This is a genomic window from Roseibium sp. (genome assembly GCF_965232425.1).
In the GTDB taxonomy this organism is placed as follows: domain Bacteria; phylum Pseudomonadota; class Alphaproteobacteria; order Rhizobiales; family Stappiaceae; genus Roseibium.
On sequence record NZ_OZ246971.1, the window covers coordinates 5,109,559 to 5,122,998 of the forward strand.

22 protein-coding genes are annotated in these 13,440 nt (G+C 59.2%); all 22 read left to right on the forward strand.

Going from position 1 to position 13,440, the window contains the following annotated elements; genetic code table 11:
* Position 1 precedes the first annotated feature (1 nt).
* The 22 genes from rplV (at position 2) to ACO08A_RS23395 (ending at position 13,319) form a co-directional block, all read left to right on the forward strand.
* Positions 2-382, forward strand: a complete 381-nt coding sequence (gene rplV, locus ACO08A_RS23290) for a 50S ribosomal protein L22 (protein ID WP_319382501.1) — start codon at positions 2-4, stop codon at positions 380-382.
* Positions 382-1,110 (forward strand): 30S ribosomal protein S3, encoded by a 729-nt coding sequence (gene rpsC / locus ACO08A_RS23295; protein ID WP_299481553.1) that lies wholly within the window; start codon positions 382-384, stop codon positions 1,108-1,110. Before rplV ends, rpsC begins: the two co-directional genes overlap by 1 nt.
* A 47-nt stretch (positions 1,111-1,157) precedes the next feature.
* Complete coding sequence (rplP, locus tag ACO08A_RS23300; RefSeq protein ID WP_319382500.1) at positions 1,158-1,571, forward strand: 50S ribosomal protein L16; 414 nt, start codon at positions 1,158-1,160, stop codon at positions 1,569-1,571.
* A gap of 20 nt (positions 1,572-1,591) precedes the next feature.
* The gene (rpmC, locus tag ACO08A_RS23305) at positions 1,592-1,792 is read left to right on the forward strand and encodes a 50S ribosomal protein L29 (protein ID WP_319382499.1); all 201 of its coding nucleotides are present in this window, start codon (positions 1,592-1,594) and stop codon (positions 1,790-1,792) included.
* 10 nt (positions 1,793-1,802) lie between these two features.
* Positions 1,803-2,033: a 30S ribosomal protein S17 gene (gene rpsQ, locus ACO08A_RS23310; protein WP_421983450.1), complete on the forward strand. Its 231-nt coding sequence runs from the start codon at positions 1,803-1,805 to the stop codon at positions 2,031-2,033.
* A 68-nt stretch (positions 2,034-2,101) separates the two neighbouring features.
* Entirely contained in the window at positions 2,102-2,470 is a 369-nt protein-coding gene (rplN, locus tag ACO08A_RS23315; RefSeq protein WP_008191626.1) for a 50S ribosomal protein L14, read from the forward strand.
* Complete coding sequence (gene rplX / locus ACO08A_RS23320; protein ID WP_319382497.1) at positions 2,470-2,787, forward strand: 50S ribosomal protein L24; 318 nt, start codon at positions 2,470-2,472, stop codon at positions 2,785-2,787. The genes rplN and rplX overlap by 1 nt, the downstream gene beginning before the upstream one ends.
* Positions 2,780-3,337, forward strand: coding sequence for a 50S ribosomal protein L5 (gene rplE, locus ACO08A_RS23325; RefSeq protein WP_319382496.1), 558 nt, complete (start codon positions 2,780-2,782; stop codon positions 3,335-3,337). The genes rplX and rplE overlap by 8 nt, the downstream gene beginning before the upstream one ends.
* Positions 3,338-3,358: 21 nt before the next feature.
* On the forward strand, positions 3,359-3,664 hold the full coding sequence (rpsN, locus tag ACO08A_RS23330) for a 30S ribosomal protein S14 (protein WP_319382495.1): 306 nt from the start codon (positions 3,359-3,361) through the stop codon (positions 3,662-3,664).
* A 12-nt stretch (positions 3,665-3,676) separates the two neighbouring features.
* On the forward strand, positions 3,677-4,075 hold the full coding sequence (rpsH, locus tag ACO08A_RS23335) for a 30S ribosomal protein S8 (RefSeq protein WP_306143904.1): 399 nt from the start codon (positions 3,677-3,679) through the stop codon (positions 4,073-4,075).
* Between the two features lie 41 nt (positions 4,076-4,116).
* Entirely contained in the window at positions 4,117-4,650 is a 534-nt protein-coding gene (rplF, locus tag ACO08A_RS23340; protein WP_421983449.1) for a 50S ribosomal protein L6, read from the forward strand.
* A gap of 12 nt (positions 4,651-4,662) precedes the next feature.
* A complete protein-coding gene (gene rplR, locus ACO08A_RS23345) occupies positions 4,663-5,025 on the forward strand; it encodes a 50S ribosomal protein L18 (RefSeq protein WP_319382493.1) in 363 nt (120 codons plus the stop codon).
* A gap of 41 nt (positions 5,026-5,066) precedes the next feature.
* Positions 5,067-5,633: a 30S ribosomal protein S5 gene (gene rpsE / locus ACO08A_RS23350; protein ID WP_306143901.1), complete on the forward strand. Its 567-nt coding sequence runs from the start codon at positions 5,067-5,069 to the stop codon at positions 5,631-5,633.
* A gap of 41 nt (positions 5,634-5,674) precedes the next feature.
* Positions 5,675-5,869, forward strand: a complete 195-nt coding sequence (gene rpmD / locus ACO08A_RS23355; RefSeq protein ID WP_155139666.1) for a 50S ribosomal protein L30 — start codon at positions 5,675-5,677, stop codon at positions 5,867-5,869.
* 22 nt (positions 5,870-5,891) lie between these two features.
* Positions 5,892-6,359 carry a 50S ribosomal protein L15 gene (gene rplO, locus ACO08A_RS23360; protein WP_422038300.1) on the forward strand — a complete coding sequence of 156 codons (468 nt, stop codon included), beginning with the start codon at positions 5,892-5,894 and terminating at the stop codon, positions 6,357-6,359.
* Positions 6,360-6,408: 49 nt separating this feature from the next.
* The gene (gene secY / locus ACO08A_RS23365) at positions 6,409-7,737 is read left to right on the forward strand and encodes a preprotein translocase subunit SecY (RefSeq protein WP_306143899.1); all 1,329 of its coding nucleotides are present in this window, start codon (positions 6,409-6,411) and stop codon (positions 7,735-7,737) included.
* Positions 7,734-8,330, forward strand: coding sequence for an adenylate kinase (locus ACO08A_RS23370; RefSeq protein WP_422038301.1), 597 nt, complete (start codon positions 7,734-7,736; stop codon positions 8,328-8,330). The genes secY and ACO08A_RS23370 overlap by 4 nt, the downstream gene beginning before the upstream one ends.
* Positions 8,331-8,508: 178 nt before the next feature.
* On the forward strand, positions 8,509-8,877 hold the full coding sequence (gene rpsM / locus ACO08A_RS23375) for a 30S ribosomal protein S13 (RefSeq protein ID WP_296592764.1): 369 nt from the start codon (positions 8,509-8,511) through the stop codon (positions 8,875-8,877).
* Positions 8,878-8,948: 71 nt separating this feature from the next.
* Complete coding sequence (gene rpsK / locus ACO08A_RS23380; RefSeq protein WP_006936427.1) at positions 8,949-9,338, forward strand: 30S ribosomal protein S11; 390 nt, start codon at positions 8,949-8,951, stop codon at positions 9,336-9,338.
* An 89-nt stretch (positions 9,339-9,427) separates the two neighbouring features.
* Positions 9,428-10,450, forward strand: a complete 1,023-nt coding sequence (locus ACO08A_RS23385; protein WP_306143897.1) for a DNA-directed RNA polymerase subunit alpha — start codon at positions 9,428-9,430, stop codon at positions 10,448-10,450.
* Between the two features lie 83 nt (positions 10,451-10,533).
* The gene (rplQ, locus tag ACO08A_RS23390; RefSeq protein ID WP_421983445.1) at positions 10,534-10,959 is read left to right on the forward strand and encodes a 50S ribosomal protein L17; all 426 of its coding nucleotides are present in this window, start codon (positions 10,534-10,536) and stop codon (positions 10,957-10,959) included.
* Positions 10,960-11,267: 308 nt separating this feature from the next.
* Entirely contained in the window at positions 11,268-13,319 is a 2,052-nt protein-coding gene (locus ACO08A_RS23395; protein ID WP_422038302.1) for a methyl-accepting chemotaxis protein, read from the forward strand.
* Positions 13,320-13,440: the final 121 nt, after the last annotated feature.

Genomic DNA, 13,440 nt, shown 5'->3' on the forward strand with positions numbered 1-13,440 from the left:
GATGGGCAAGCCGAAGCGTGAGCGGACGCTCGCTGACAACGAGGCAAGGGCAATGACCCGCATGCTGCGCGTTTCCCCGCGCAAGCTGAACCTCGTTGCGGCTTCGATCCGTGGCAAAAAAGTCGGCTCCGCGATCGCGGACCTGACGTTCTCCCGCAAGCGCATCGCGCAGGATGTCAAGAAGACCTTGATGTCGGCGGTTGCGAATGCGGAAAACAATCATGACCTGGACATCGACAACCTGGTGGTTGCCGAGGCCCATGTTGGCAAGGCTTTTGTCATCAAGCGGTTCCAGGCCCGCGCCCGCGGCCGGGTCGGCCGGATCGAGAAACCCTTCTCGAACCTGACCATCGTCGTGCGCGAAGTTGAGGAGACCGCCTGATGGGACATAAAGTAAATCCGATCGGCATGCGCCTCGGGATCAACCGCACCTGGGATTCCCGCTGGTATGCGAACAAGAACGAATACGGTGATCTTCTCCACGAAGATTTCCGCATCCGCGAGTTCCTGCTGAAGGAACTCAAGCAGGCAGCCGTTTCCAAGGTCGTTATCGAGCGCCCGCACAAGAAATGCCGTGTTTCCATCCACTCCGGCCGTCCGGGTGTGGTCATCGGCAAGAAGGGTGCGGACATCGAGCGTCTGCGCAAGAAAATCGCCGACATCACCAATTCGGAAGTTCATCTCAACATCGTTGAAGTGCGCAAGCCGGAAATCGATGCGACCCTCGTTGCCGCTTCGATTGCTCAGCAGTTGGAACGCCGTGTTGCCTTCCGTCGCGCCATGAAACGGGCTGTTCAGTCCGCCATGCGTCTCGGCGCCCAGGGCATCCGGATCAACTGCGGTGGCCGTCTCGGCGGCGCGGAAATCGCGCGTATCGAATGGTACCGCGAAGGCCGCGTGCCGCTTCACACGCTGCGTGCCGACATCGACTACGGTGTCGCAAGCGCCCACACGGCTTACGGCGTGTGCGGTGTGAAGGTCTGGATCTTCAAGGGTGAAATTCTGGAGCACGATCCGATGGCGTCCGAACGCCGTGCGACCGCTGCTTCCGAAGGTAACCAGGGTGATCGCGGCGGACGCCGGGATCGGGGCCGCGAGCGCGCAGCTTAAGTCAAGCTGCCTGCCGCTCGTAAGACAAGAAAGACGAGAGAAGAACGATGCTGCAACCGAAGCGCACAAAGTTCCGCAAGCAGCACAAGGGCCGCATCCACGGCTTGTCGAAGGGAGGCACCGACCTCAACTTCGGCGCATTCGGTCTGAAGGCCTTGGAGCCGGAGCGTGTAACCGCACGCCAGATCGAAGCGGCCCGTCGTGCTATGACCCGTCACATGAAGCGTGCGGGTCGTGTTTGGATCCGTATCTTCCCGGACGTGCCGGTTTCCTCGAAGCCTGCCGAAGTCCGCATGGGTAAGGGTAAAGGTTCTCCGGATTACTGGGCTTGCCGTGTCAAGCCGGGCCGGATCATGTTTGAAGTCGATGGTGTTCCGGAAGATGTCGCCCGTGAAGCGATGCGTCTTGCCGCCGCCAAGCTGCCGATCAAGTGCCGTTTCGTTCAGCGTATCGGCGACTAAGGCAGGCGAGGAGTTAAGCCATGAAGGCGACCGATGTACGGGCAAAGACCCTCGACGAGCTCCGTGGTGAGCTTGAAGGCCTGAAGAAAGAGCAGTTCAACCTGCGCTTCCAGAAGGCCACGGGTCAGCTTGAAAACACTGCGCGTGTCCGGCAGATCCGCCGCGACATCGCGCGTATCCAGACGATCATGCGCGAAAAGCGCGTGTCGGCTAACGCGTAAGGAGACGGCAATGCCGAAGCGTATCCTGCAGGGCACCGTTGTCAGCGACGCGAATGACAAGACGGTGACGGTCAACGTGGAGCGCCGCTTCACGCACCCGCTGCTGAAAAAGACCGTGCGCCGGACGAAGAAGTACCGCGCACACGACGAAAGCAACCAGTACAAGGTTGGCGACACTGTTCAGATTGAAGAGTGCGCGCCGATTTCGAAAAACAAACGTTGGACCGTGGTCGCTCAGTGACCGCGCTCCATTAGTGAGCATCAGGCGCCCGTGACCCGTGCGCCGCTAGAAGAACAAGGCAGCCAGTCATGATTCAGATGCAAACAAACCTCGACGTCGCCGACAATTCCGGTGCCCGTCGTGTCATGTGCATCAAAGTGCTCGGCGGCTCCAAGCGCAAATACGCCCAGGTCGGAGACATCATCGTTGTTTCCGTCAAAGAGGCTATTCCGCGGGGCCGCGTCAAAAAGGGCGACGTGATGAAGGCTGTCGTCGTGCGCACGGCTAAGGATATCCGCCGTCCCGATGGCAGCGTGATCCGGTTCGACCGCAATGCGGCCGTGCTGGTCAACAACAACAAAGAGCCGGTCGGCACCCGTATTTTCGGCCCGGTGCCGCGCGAACTTCGCGCCAAGAACCACATGAAGATCATTTCGCTCGCGCCGGAGGTGCTCTGATGGCTGCGAAAATCAAAAAAGGCGACACGGTGGTTGTTCTGACCGGCCGTGACAAGGGCAAGTCCGGGGAAGTCATCCAGATCTTGCCGAGTGACAACAAGGCCCTGGTTCGCGGGATCAACATGGTCCGCCGCCACCAGAAACAGACCCAGACGCAGGAAGCCGGGATCGTGTCCAAAGAGGCGCCGATTCACCTGTCCAACGTCGCGCTGGCCGATCCGAAGGACGGCAAGCCGACCCGCGTCGGTTTCAAAGTGCAGGACGATGGCACCAAGGTTCGTGTGGCCAGACGTTCGGGAGACCTGATCGATGGCTGATACAGCTTATGAGCCGCGTCTGAAGACGCATTACAACGAAGTCGTGCGCAAGCAGCTTCTGGAAAAGTTCCAGTACAAGAACGTCATGCAGGTTCCGCAGCTGGAAAAGATCGTCCTCAACATCGGTGTTGGCGAGGCGGTCGGCGATTCCAAGAAGGCGCGCACGGCTGCTGAAGATCTCGCGGCGATCGCCGGCCAGAAGCCGGTCATCACCAAGGCGAAGAAATCCATCGCGACATTCAAGGTCCGCGAAGGCATGCCGCTGGGTGTCAAGGTAACCCTGCGCCGCCAGCAGATGTTCGAATTCATGGACCGTCTGATCACAATCGCGCTGCCGCGCGTTCGTGACTTCCGTGGCCTGAACCCGAAGAGCTTCGACGGTCGTGGCAACTACGCCATGGGTATCAAGGAACACATCGTGTTTCCGGAGATCGAGTACGACAAGGTCGACCAGATCTGGGGCATGGACGTGATCGTTTGCACCACGGCGCCGACTGATGACGAGGCGCGCGAGCTTCTGCGCGCGTTCAACTTCCCGTTCACGAAGTAACGGGCAAGGAAGGGAACGACGATGGCGAAGAAAAGCGCAATCGAGAAAAACAAGCGCCGCGAGAAGCTTGTCAAGAAATACGCTGAAAAGCGCGCCGCTCTGAAAGCGATGGCGAAGGACGAGAACCTTTCCCTCGAAGAGCGTTACAACGCACGACTGAAGCTGGCAAAACTGCCGCGGAACTCCGCTCCGAACCGCGTTCGCAACCGTTGCGAAGTGTCCGGCCGTCCGCGCGGTTTTTACCGCAAGCTGAAAATGTCGCGTATTGCGCTTCGTGAACTGGGCTCCCTGGGCAAGATCCCGGGCCTGGTCAAGTCGAGCTGGTAAGGAGAAACTCCGATGGCAATTTCTGATCCGTTGGGGGATATGCTGACCCGGATTCGCAACGCTCAGATGCGTCGCAAGAACAAGGTCAACTCACCTAATTCCAAATTGCGTGCACACGTACTTGATGTGCTGGCAAAAGAGGGATACATCCGTGGCTACACCACGGTTGACTACGAGGGCGGTAAGTCCGAGTTGGAAATCGAACTGAAGTATTTCGACGGCGAGCCGGTTATCCGCACCATTGAGCGTGTGTCCAAACCGGGACGTCGCGTGTACTCGTCGGTGAAAAACATCCCGCATGTCTCGAATGGCCTGGGCGTGTCGATCATTTCGACTCCGCGCGGCGTCATGAGCGACCATCAGGCGCGGGAAGAGAATGTAGGTGGCGAGGTTCTTTGCCGCGTCTTCTGATGCGGCACTCTCGCTTTTGAAACAACGACAAGGTTGGTCAAATGTCTCGTATTGGCAAAAAGCCAGTCCCCGTGCCTAGCGGGGTAACGGCATCGATCGACGGTCAGACGGTTACGATCAAGGGCCCGAAAGGCGAAAAGTCTTTCGTGCTCAATGATCTTGTTCTGGCCGAAATGACGGATGACGGGATCAAAATCGATCCGCGCAACAGTTCCAAGCCGGCTCGCTCCATGTGGGGCATGAGCCGCACCATGGTGTCGAACCTGATCACCGGTGTTACCGACGGTTTCAAGAAAGACCTCGCTATCACAGGTGTCGGTTACCGTGCACAGGTCCAGGGTCAGAATCTTCAGCTGGCGCTCGGTTTCTCGCATGACGTCGTCTATCCGATCCCGGAAGGCATCGACATCAAGTGCCCGAAGCCGACGGAAATCAGCATCACCGGTACCGACAAACAGCGTGTCGGCCAGGTAGCAGCTGAGATCCGCGAATTCCGCCCGCCGGAGCCCTACAAGGGCAAAGGCGTACGTTATGCAGACGAGTTCATCGTCCGCAAAGAAGGCAAGAAGAAGTAACGGACCCAGATCATGGCGAACAGCAAACAAGCTTTCGAGCGCCGCCGCGATCGCGTGCGTCGTTCGATCAGGAAAGCCGGCGGCGGACGTCCGCGCCTTTCCATCTTCCGCTCGTCGAAGCAGATCTACGCCCAGATCATTGACGATGCGAAGGGGCACACAATTGCCTCTGCTTCTACGATCGAAAGCGATCTCAAGGGCAGCCTGAAAACGGGCGCCGATGTTGCAGCAGCCGCTGCCGTCGGCAAGCTTGTCGCGGAGCGCGCAGTCGCTGCCGGCGTCAAGCAGGTCGTGTTCGACCGGGGCGGGTACATGTATCACGGGCGCGTCAAGGCGCTTGCCGATGCGGCCCGCGAAGGTGGACTTGAATTCTGACCAGCGCCCGTTGGCGCTCTTAAGAACGGAAGACAAATAATATGGCGAGACAGGATAATCGCGATCGCGAAGAGCGAGACAGCGAATTCGTCGACAAGCTCGTACACATCAACCGCGTTGCGAAAGTGGTCAAGGGTGGCCGTCGCTTCGGCTTCGCCGCGCTTGTCGTGGTTGGTGACCAGAAGGGCCGTGTCGGCTTTGGTCATGGCAAGGCGCGTGAAGTGCCGGAAGCCATCCGCAAGGCAACGGAAGCTGCAAAACGCACGATGATCCGCGTTCCCCTGCGCGAAGGCCGGACGCTCCACCACGACGTGGAAGGCCGTCACGGCGCTGGCAAGGTGCTGCTGCGTGCAGCTCCGGCCGGTACCGGTATCATTGCTGGTGGCCCGATGCGTGCCGTTTTCGAAACGCTCGGTGTTCAGGACGTTGTTGCCAAGTCCCTCGGGACTTCGAACCCTTACAACATGGTTCGCGCAACGTTTGCCGCCCTGACGAAGGAAGACAGCCCGCGCTCCGTCGCGGCGCGCCGCGGCCTGAAGGTCTCCGTGCTGCAGTCCCGTCGTCGTGACAACAACGAAGAGGCTACTCCGGCTGCTGCCGAGGCTTGACCTTGGCAGCTCCGGACCCCAGCTGAAAGAGGGTAGGTTCCATGGCGAACACCGAAAAGACTGTTACGGTCGAACAGATCGGTAGCCCGCTGCGCCGTCCGAAGGACCAGCGCGCGACGCTCATCGGTCTTGGCCTGAACAAGATGCATCGCCGTTCCACGCTGAAGGACACTCCAGAAGTGCGCGGAATGATCAACAAGGTCCAGCATCTCGTTCGCGTCGTCGAAGACGCGTAAGGACGGGGTGAGGAGAAGAACAATGAAGCTCAACGAACTTCGTGACAACGAAGGTGCCGTAAAAGAGCGCACCCGCGTTGGACGCGGCATCGGTTCCGGCAAGGGCAAGACCGGTGGTCGTGGTGTCAAGGGTCAGAAGTCCCGTTCCGGCGTTGCGATCAAGGGTTTTGAGGGCGGCCAGATGCCGCTTCACCGCCGCCTGCCGAAGCGTGGATTCACGAACATTTTCGCCAAGGACTACAACACCGTGTCCGTCGGCCGTGTTCAGAAAGCCATCGATGCAGGCAAGCTCAGCGCGTCAGAGACCGTTACGGTCGAAACGCTCAAGGCTGCGGGCGTTGTCAAAAGGGTCCGCGACGGTGTCCGCATCGTGGCCAACGGCGAACTGACTGCCGCCGTGACCTTTGAAGTTGCCGGTGCCTCCAAGGGCGCTGTCGCAGCAATCGAAAAAGCGGGCGGCAAGGTTGCCGTTCTGGGAGCTCAGGCTTAACAGCCTGGGCTTTTCCCGTTTGTGGGTAAGCATAAGACCGGAGTAGGGCATGGCATCGGCCGCCGAGCAACTGGCTTCAAATCTGAATTTCTCAGCTTTCGCCAAGGCTGAAGAACTCAAAAAGCGCATCTGGTTCACGCTAGGGGCGCTTTTGGTTTATCGACTGGGCACTTACATTCCGATGCCCGGCATCGACCCGGTCGCATTTGCGCAGATCTTCAGCCAGGCGCAGACCGGCATCATCGGCATGGTGAACATGTTCACCGGCGGTGCGATCGAACGCATGGCGATCTTCGCACTCGGCATCATGCCCTATATTTCCGCCTCCATCATCATGCAGCTGATGACGACGGTCGTTCCGACCCTCGAGCAGCTGAAGAAGGAAGGCGAACAGGGCCGCAAGGTCATCAACCAGTACACGCGCTACGGCACCGTCGTTCTGGCGGCTTTCCAGGCCTACGGTATTTCCGTTGGTCTCGAGGCCCAGAACGTCGTGACGGATCCGGGCTGGTTCTTCCGCGCCTCAACGGTGATCACGCTGGTCGGCGGGACCATGTTCCTGATGTGGCTGGGTGAGCAGATCACCTCGCGCGGCATCGGTAACGGTATCTCCCTGATCATCTTTGCCGGGATCGTCGCCGGACTGCCGTCCGCCGTCGTTCAGACGCTTGAACTCGGACGCCAGGGATCGCTGGCAACCTGGATCATCCTCGGCGTGATTCTCCTCGCGATCGTCGTGATCGGCTTCATCGTCTTCATGGAGCGCGCTCAAAGACGCCTTCTGATCCAGTATCCGAAGCGCCAGATGGGCAACCGCATGTTCGAGGGCAACACCTCGTTCCTGCCGCTCAAGCTGAACACCGCTGGTGTCATTCCGCCGATCTTCGCATCGTCGCTTCTGCTCGTTCCCGCGACATTCGCCGGGTTCAACCAGGGCGGTGGAAACGAGTGGCTGACCTATATCACTGCGGCGCTTGGTCACGGGCAGCCGCTGTTCATGGTGTTCTACGCCGCCATGATCATTTTCTTCTGTTTCTTCTACACGGCGATTGTCTTCAATCCGAGCGACACAGCCGATAACCTCAAGAAACACGGCGGTTTCATCCCGGGTATCCGTCCGGGTGAACGGACCGCCCAATACATCGACTACGTCCTCACCCGCATCACTGTGGTGGGTGCGATTTACATCACCATCGTTTGTCTATTACCCGAATTCCTCATTTCGGCGACTGGCGTTCCGTTCTATTTCGGTGGAACCTCTTTGCTGATTGTCGTGAGTGTGACAATGGATACAGTGTCACAGATCCAGGGCCACCTGCTTGCGCATCAGTATGAGGGCCTGGTGAAAAAATCAAAACTGAGGGGGAAACGTCGATGAGGCTTATTCTGGTAGGACCGCCGGGGGCGGGCAAGGGGACACAGGCGACCCGCCTGGTCGAGAAGTACGGCATCCCTCAGCTGTCCACCGGAGACATGCTTCGCGCTGCAGTGGCAGCACAGACCCCCGTCGGACTGAAGGCCAAGGCCGTCATGGATGCAGGCGGCCTGGTGTCCGACGAGATCGTCGTCGGCATTATCCGTGACCGCGCCGCCGAGGACGACGCGAAGAACGGGTTCATCCTCGACGGTTTCCCGCGCACGCTTGCCCAGGCGGAAGCGCTCGACCAGATGCTCACCGAGAACGGCTCGAAGCTGGATGCGGTTCTCGAGCTGCGGGTCGACCAGACACAGCTCGTCGACCGGATCATCAAGCGGGCCGAGGACGCGAAGGCTGCAGGCCAGCCCGTGCGCAAGGATGACGACCCCGAGGTGTTCAAACAGCGCCTTGAAGCCTACAACCGGGACACGGCCGTCGTGGTGCCTTACTACGAGAAATCCGGGCTGCTTTCGGTGGTCGACGGGATGCAGTCCATCGACGATGTTTCGGCGTCCATAGAATCCGTCCTGCAAGGACTTGACGAGAAGGTTTAAGAGCGGTAAACGACGCGCTCTACCAGACAGTTTAGCCGGTTTCACGCAAGTGGGACCGGCCTTCTCTGTGCCGGGAGCTACCCGGCATTTCGTACCCCGCAAGGGCCGGGCTCCACCGGACGCGGGCTTTACCCACTGCGGCTATCCTCGTGGTTGCCGATAACAAATGGAGACAAACGTGGCACGTATTGCTGGCGTTAACATTCCTACGAACAAGCGCGTCGTTATCGCGCTTCAGTACATTCATGGCATTGGCGCAAAATTCGCGCAGGAAATCATCGAGAAGAACAACATCGATGCGGCCCGCCGCGTAAACGAACTTTCGGATGCCGAAGTTCTGTCGATTCGCGAAACCATCGACCGTGACTACATGGTTGAAGGCGACCTTCGCCGCGACACCGCCATGAACATCAAGCGTCTCATGGACCTGGGCTGCTACCGCGGCCTGCGTCACCGCCGCGGACTTCCCGTCCGTGGTCAGCGGACACACACGAACGCACGTACCCGCAAGGGTCCGGCAAAACCGATCGCCGGCAAGAAGAAATAATCATCAGACAGCGATTGGTGGTGGAGCTGCCGGCATTACGGCAGTGACGAGATCAAAACAAGGACACAAGAATGGCTAAAGACACGACGCGCGTGCGTCGCCGCGAACGCAAGAACATCTCTTCCGGCGTTGCGCATGTGAACTCCACGTTCAACAACACCATGATCACGATTACCGACGCACAGGGCAATGCAATTTCCTGGTCGTCCGCTGGTGCTCTGGGCTTCAAGGGATCGCGCAAGTCGACCCCGTATGCGGCTCAGGTTGCTGCAGAAGACGCCGCCAAGAAAGCTGCCGAACATGGCATGCGTACCCTGGAAGTCGAGGTCCGCGGACCTGGTTCGGGCCGTGAGTCCGCACTGCGTGCGTTGCAGGCTGCCGGTTTCCTGATCACGTCCATCCGCGACGTGACGCCGATTCCGCACAATGGCTGCCGTCCGCGCAAGCGCCGCCGCGTCTAAGGCTCCGGGCTTTAGGTACCTGTTTCTCCAAATGGCAAAGAATGGCCCGGTCCTGAAGAACCGGGCGGGATAGCCGAAGGGACGAAAACGTGACCATTCAAAAAAATTGGCAAGAACTGATCAAGCCGACCAAACTCGAGATCAAGCCGGGTCATGACCCGCGCTTCACGGCAACCGTCGTTGCCGAGCCTCTCGAGCGTGGATACGGCCTGACACTGGGCAACGCGCTGCGCCGTATCCTGCTGTCCTCCCTCCAGGGGGCTGCCGTGACTGCCGTTCAGATCGATGGCGTTCTGCATGAATTCTCCTCGATCCCGGGCGTGCGTGAAGACGTTACCGACATCGTGCTCAACATCAAGGAAATCGCCATCCGCATGGAAGGCGAGGGACCCAAGCGCATGGTCGTGCGCAAGCAGGGCCCCGGTGTCGTGACTGCCGGTGACATCCAGACTGTCGGTGATGTGGAAGTGCTCAACCCGGACCTCGTGCTGTGCACGCTGGACGAAGGCGCTGAAATCCGCATGGAATTCACCGTGAATACGGGTAAGGGCTACCATTCTTCCGATCGCAACCGTCCGGAAGATGCACCGATCGGACTCATTCCGGTCGACAGTCTCTACTCTCCGGTCAAGAAGGTCTCCTACAAGGTGGAAAACACCCGTGAAGGCCAGGTTCTTGACTACGACAAGCTGACCCTGACCGTCGAAACCGATGGTTCCGTCAAGCCGGATGATGCCGTGGCCTTCGCCGCTCGCATTCTGCAGGATCAGCTCTCCATTTTCGTCAACTTCGAAGAGCCGCAGCGCGAAGTCGCCGAGGACACTGTCCCCGAGCTTGCCTTCAACCCGGCACTCCTGAAGAAAGTCGACGAACTGGAACTGTCTGTGCGGTCTGCAAACTGCCTGAAGAACGACAATATCGTTTATATTGGCGATCTCATTCAGAAGACCGAAGCGGAAATGCTGCGGACACCGAATTTCGGCCGCAAGTCGCTCAACGAAATCAAGGAAGTTCTCGCCCAGATGGGGCTCCATCTCGGCATGGAAGTTGCCAACTGGCCGCCGGAGAACATCGACGATCTCGCCAAGCGCTACGAAGACCATCAGTATTGAGGGACGTACGCGTCCCTGAGGGTTCAACCGGGCAAGTGCTTCAAAGGTTCAAGCAGACTGCCTGAAAGATAAAGGAGAGGGCCATGCGCCACGGTAAATCCGGCCGCAAGCTCAACCGGACATCCAGCCACCGCAAGGCGATGTTCGCGAACATGGCAGCGTCGCTGATCAAGCATGAGCAGATCGTGACCACACTGCCGAAGGCTAAGGAAATGAAGCCGATCATCGACAAGCTCATCACACTGGGCAAGCGCGGTGATCTTCACGCACGCCGCCAGGCTATCTCGCAGATTCGGGATACGGCCATGGTTGCCAAGCTTTTCGAAACGCTTGGCGAGCGGTACAAGGACCGGAACGGTGGATATTCCCGCGTTCTGAAAGCCGGTTTCCGCTATGGCGACAATGCACCGATGGCCGTGATCGAACTCGTCGATCGTGACCCGGACGCACGCGGTGCTGACGACCGTGCACGCGTTGAGGCAGAAGAAGCGGCTGAAGACGCAGCGTAAGTTGTAGTTTGACACAAGATCAAGAGGCGGGCATTTGCCCGCCTTTTTTTATTGCAACACGATGAAGTAAATCGAGCGGTTTCAGATAGTGAGATCGTGTTCAGGATTATCAATGATTTAAGGAACTAAACCTAGATTTTTCCTCACGCCCGTGTGGGCCGAAGTGGGATTGGGGAAATACTGTGTTTGGCAAGAAAAGCTCTGATTCGAAAGGGGTGACCAGCTCTTTTCGACTTTCCTTTGTTATACCAACATTGATGATTGTTCTGACCTTCGCTGCCTGTACGGCGGTTGGAGTGATCGGATACATGACAGGCCGCGACGGGCTGCAGAAAGCTGCCGAAGCGGAGTTGGGCATGGTCATCAGCGCCCGGTCTGCTCTGCTTGAGAGCAAACTGAGTGCGGCCAAGGCGGAAGTGGTGAACCTGGCATCCGGTGTGGCGGATCCCATGAGCAATCTGGCCAACGCGACCTTGAATCTCGGCAAGGAGAAAGAGGAGATACTCGGGCTCTTCCATGCGCCCAAGACACCCGAAGAACGTGCCGAAATTTCAGGTGCCGACCAGAAGACCATGTATGCCTGGCGCCATTCCGAATCGCACCCGGCATTCTACAGCGTCTGGAAAAACGGCGGCTATGCCGACATCTACCTGATCGATCCCGCGGGTCTGGTTCTTTACTCCGTGACCAAGGGCGACGAGTTCCTGTCTCAACTCGGGGCCGAGAGCGCCGCAGACGGTTCCGGGCTTCAGACGGCGTTCGAAGCTGCCTTGACGCTCGGCGAAGGCGAGGTGGCCGTGAGCCCGTTCGCCGGATACGAGGCCGCAGACGGAGACGGTTCGATGTTTCTGGCAGCTCCCGTCTTCATGAATTCCTTCGGAACGATCAGTCTGAACGGTGTCGCCGTCGTAAGACTCGATTCCGCGTTCCTGAACAACATCGTCGCAAACCGGGAGGACCTTGGAGAAACGGGTCAGGTGTATGTCACCAACCAGGACGGGTTGCTTCTGAGCGACCAGCCCCTGGCCGGTTCGCCGACCGCTCTCGTGGCGAAGACGACGGCCGCGCCGGTGATGGCTGCGGCGAATGGTGCTGCAGCCGCTTCCATTGTGACCGGGGCGGATGGCGTCGATGATCTGGTGGTTGCGCGTCCCCTACGTTTCGCAGGGCAGACCTGGGTCGTCGCTGCGGAAAAAAGCGTGAGCGAAACACTCGCCGCCGTGACCAACATGCGGGATCAGATGATCTTCTGGTCGCTCGGTACGATCGCGATCGCAGCCGTCATCGCGCTGATGTTTTCGCAATCGATCACGCGTCCCTTGTCGACCCTCGTCGGTGCCCTGAATGCGATAGCCGCCGGTGATCTTGGGGCAGAGATCAAAGCCGCGCGGCGCAGGGACGAAATCGGTGACATCGGCCGGGCCGTCCTTCAGATCCGGCAGAACGCCGCGGAAGAAAACGAGCAGCGTGCCGCCGAAGAAGCAGATGCCGCGCGCATTCAGGCCGAGCAGCGCCAGGAGATGCTGGCGAGCCTTGCAGGTGATTTCGAGGCAACGGTCGGCAGCGTCGTCGACAAGGTAGCGCATTCGGCCGCTTCGCTGCGCGAGTCGGCAAGCAACATGCGCAACATGACCGACACGGCAGGTGAAACGTCCGGCAACGCCGCGACGATGTCGGAGGAAACGCTCGCCGAAGTCGAGTCGATTGCGGCCGCCTCCGACCAGCTGTCGAGCTCGATCCAGGAGATTTCCACCCTGATTGAACGTTCTTCGAATGTCGCGGCAGATGCGACCCGGCGTGCGGAGACGACCAACGAGACGGTGAAGTCTCTCGCCGAGGCCGCAAACCGGATCGGCGAGGTCGTCACCCTGATCAGCGATATTGCGGATCAGACGAACCTGCTCGCCCTCAACGCCACCATCGAGGCGGCGCGGGCCGGGGAAGCCGGCAAGGGCTTTGCGGTCGTTGCCTCCGAAGTCAAGGACCTGGCGTCCCAGACCGGCAAGGCGACGGGTGAGATCCAGCAGCAGATCGACGCGATCCGCGGAGCGACCGACGATGCCGTCGGTGCGATCGGCGATATCCAGAAGACGATCGACGAGATCACCAAGTCGGTGAGCGAAGTTGCCGCGGCGGTGACGGAACAGAGCTACGCGACACAGGGGATTGCGGAGAACACGCAGCGCGCCGCTGGCGGAACTTCCAAGGTCACCGAGGACATCCGAAACGTTTCGGCGCTCTCCAACGACACCAACATGGCCGCCCAGAACTTTTCCGAGGAAGCAGCCCAGATGGCGGCTGAAGCGGAGCAGCTGGACACGGAAGTACGCAGCTTCCTTCAGCAGGTGCGTTCCGCCTGATCCTCAGCTCAACGCGTTTTGATGAGCCGCCATTGATTTGGCGGCTCATTGTTTTTGTAATTGCCTCTTTTGCACCCTATCTGCCATGTATCGCGAGTAGGGAAGAAGATTCGACAAGAGG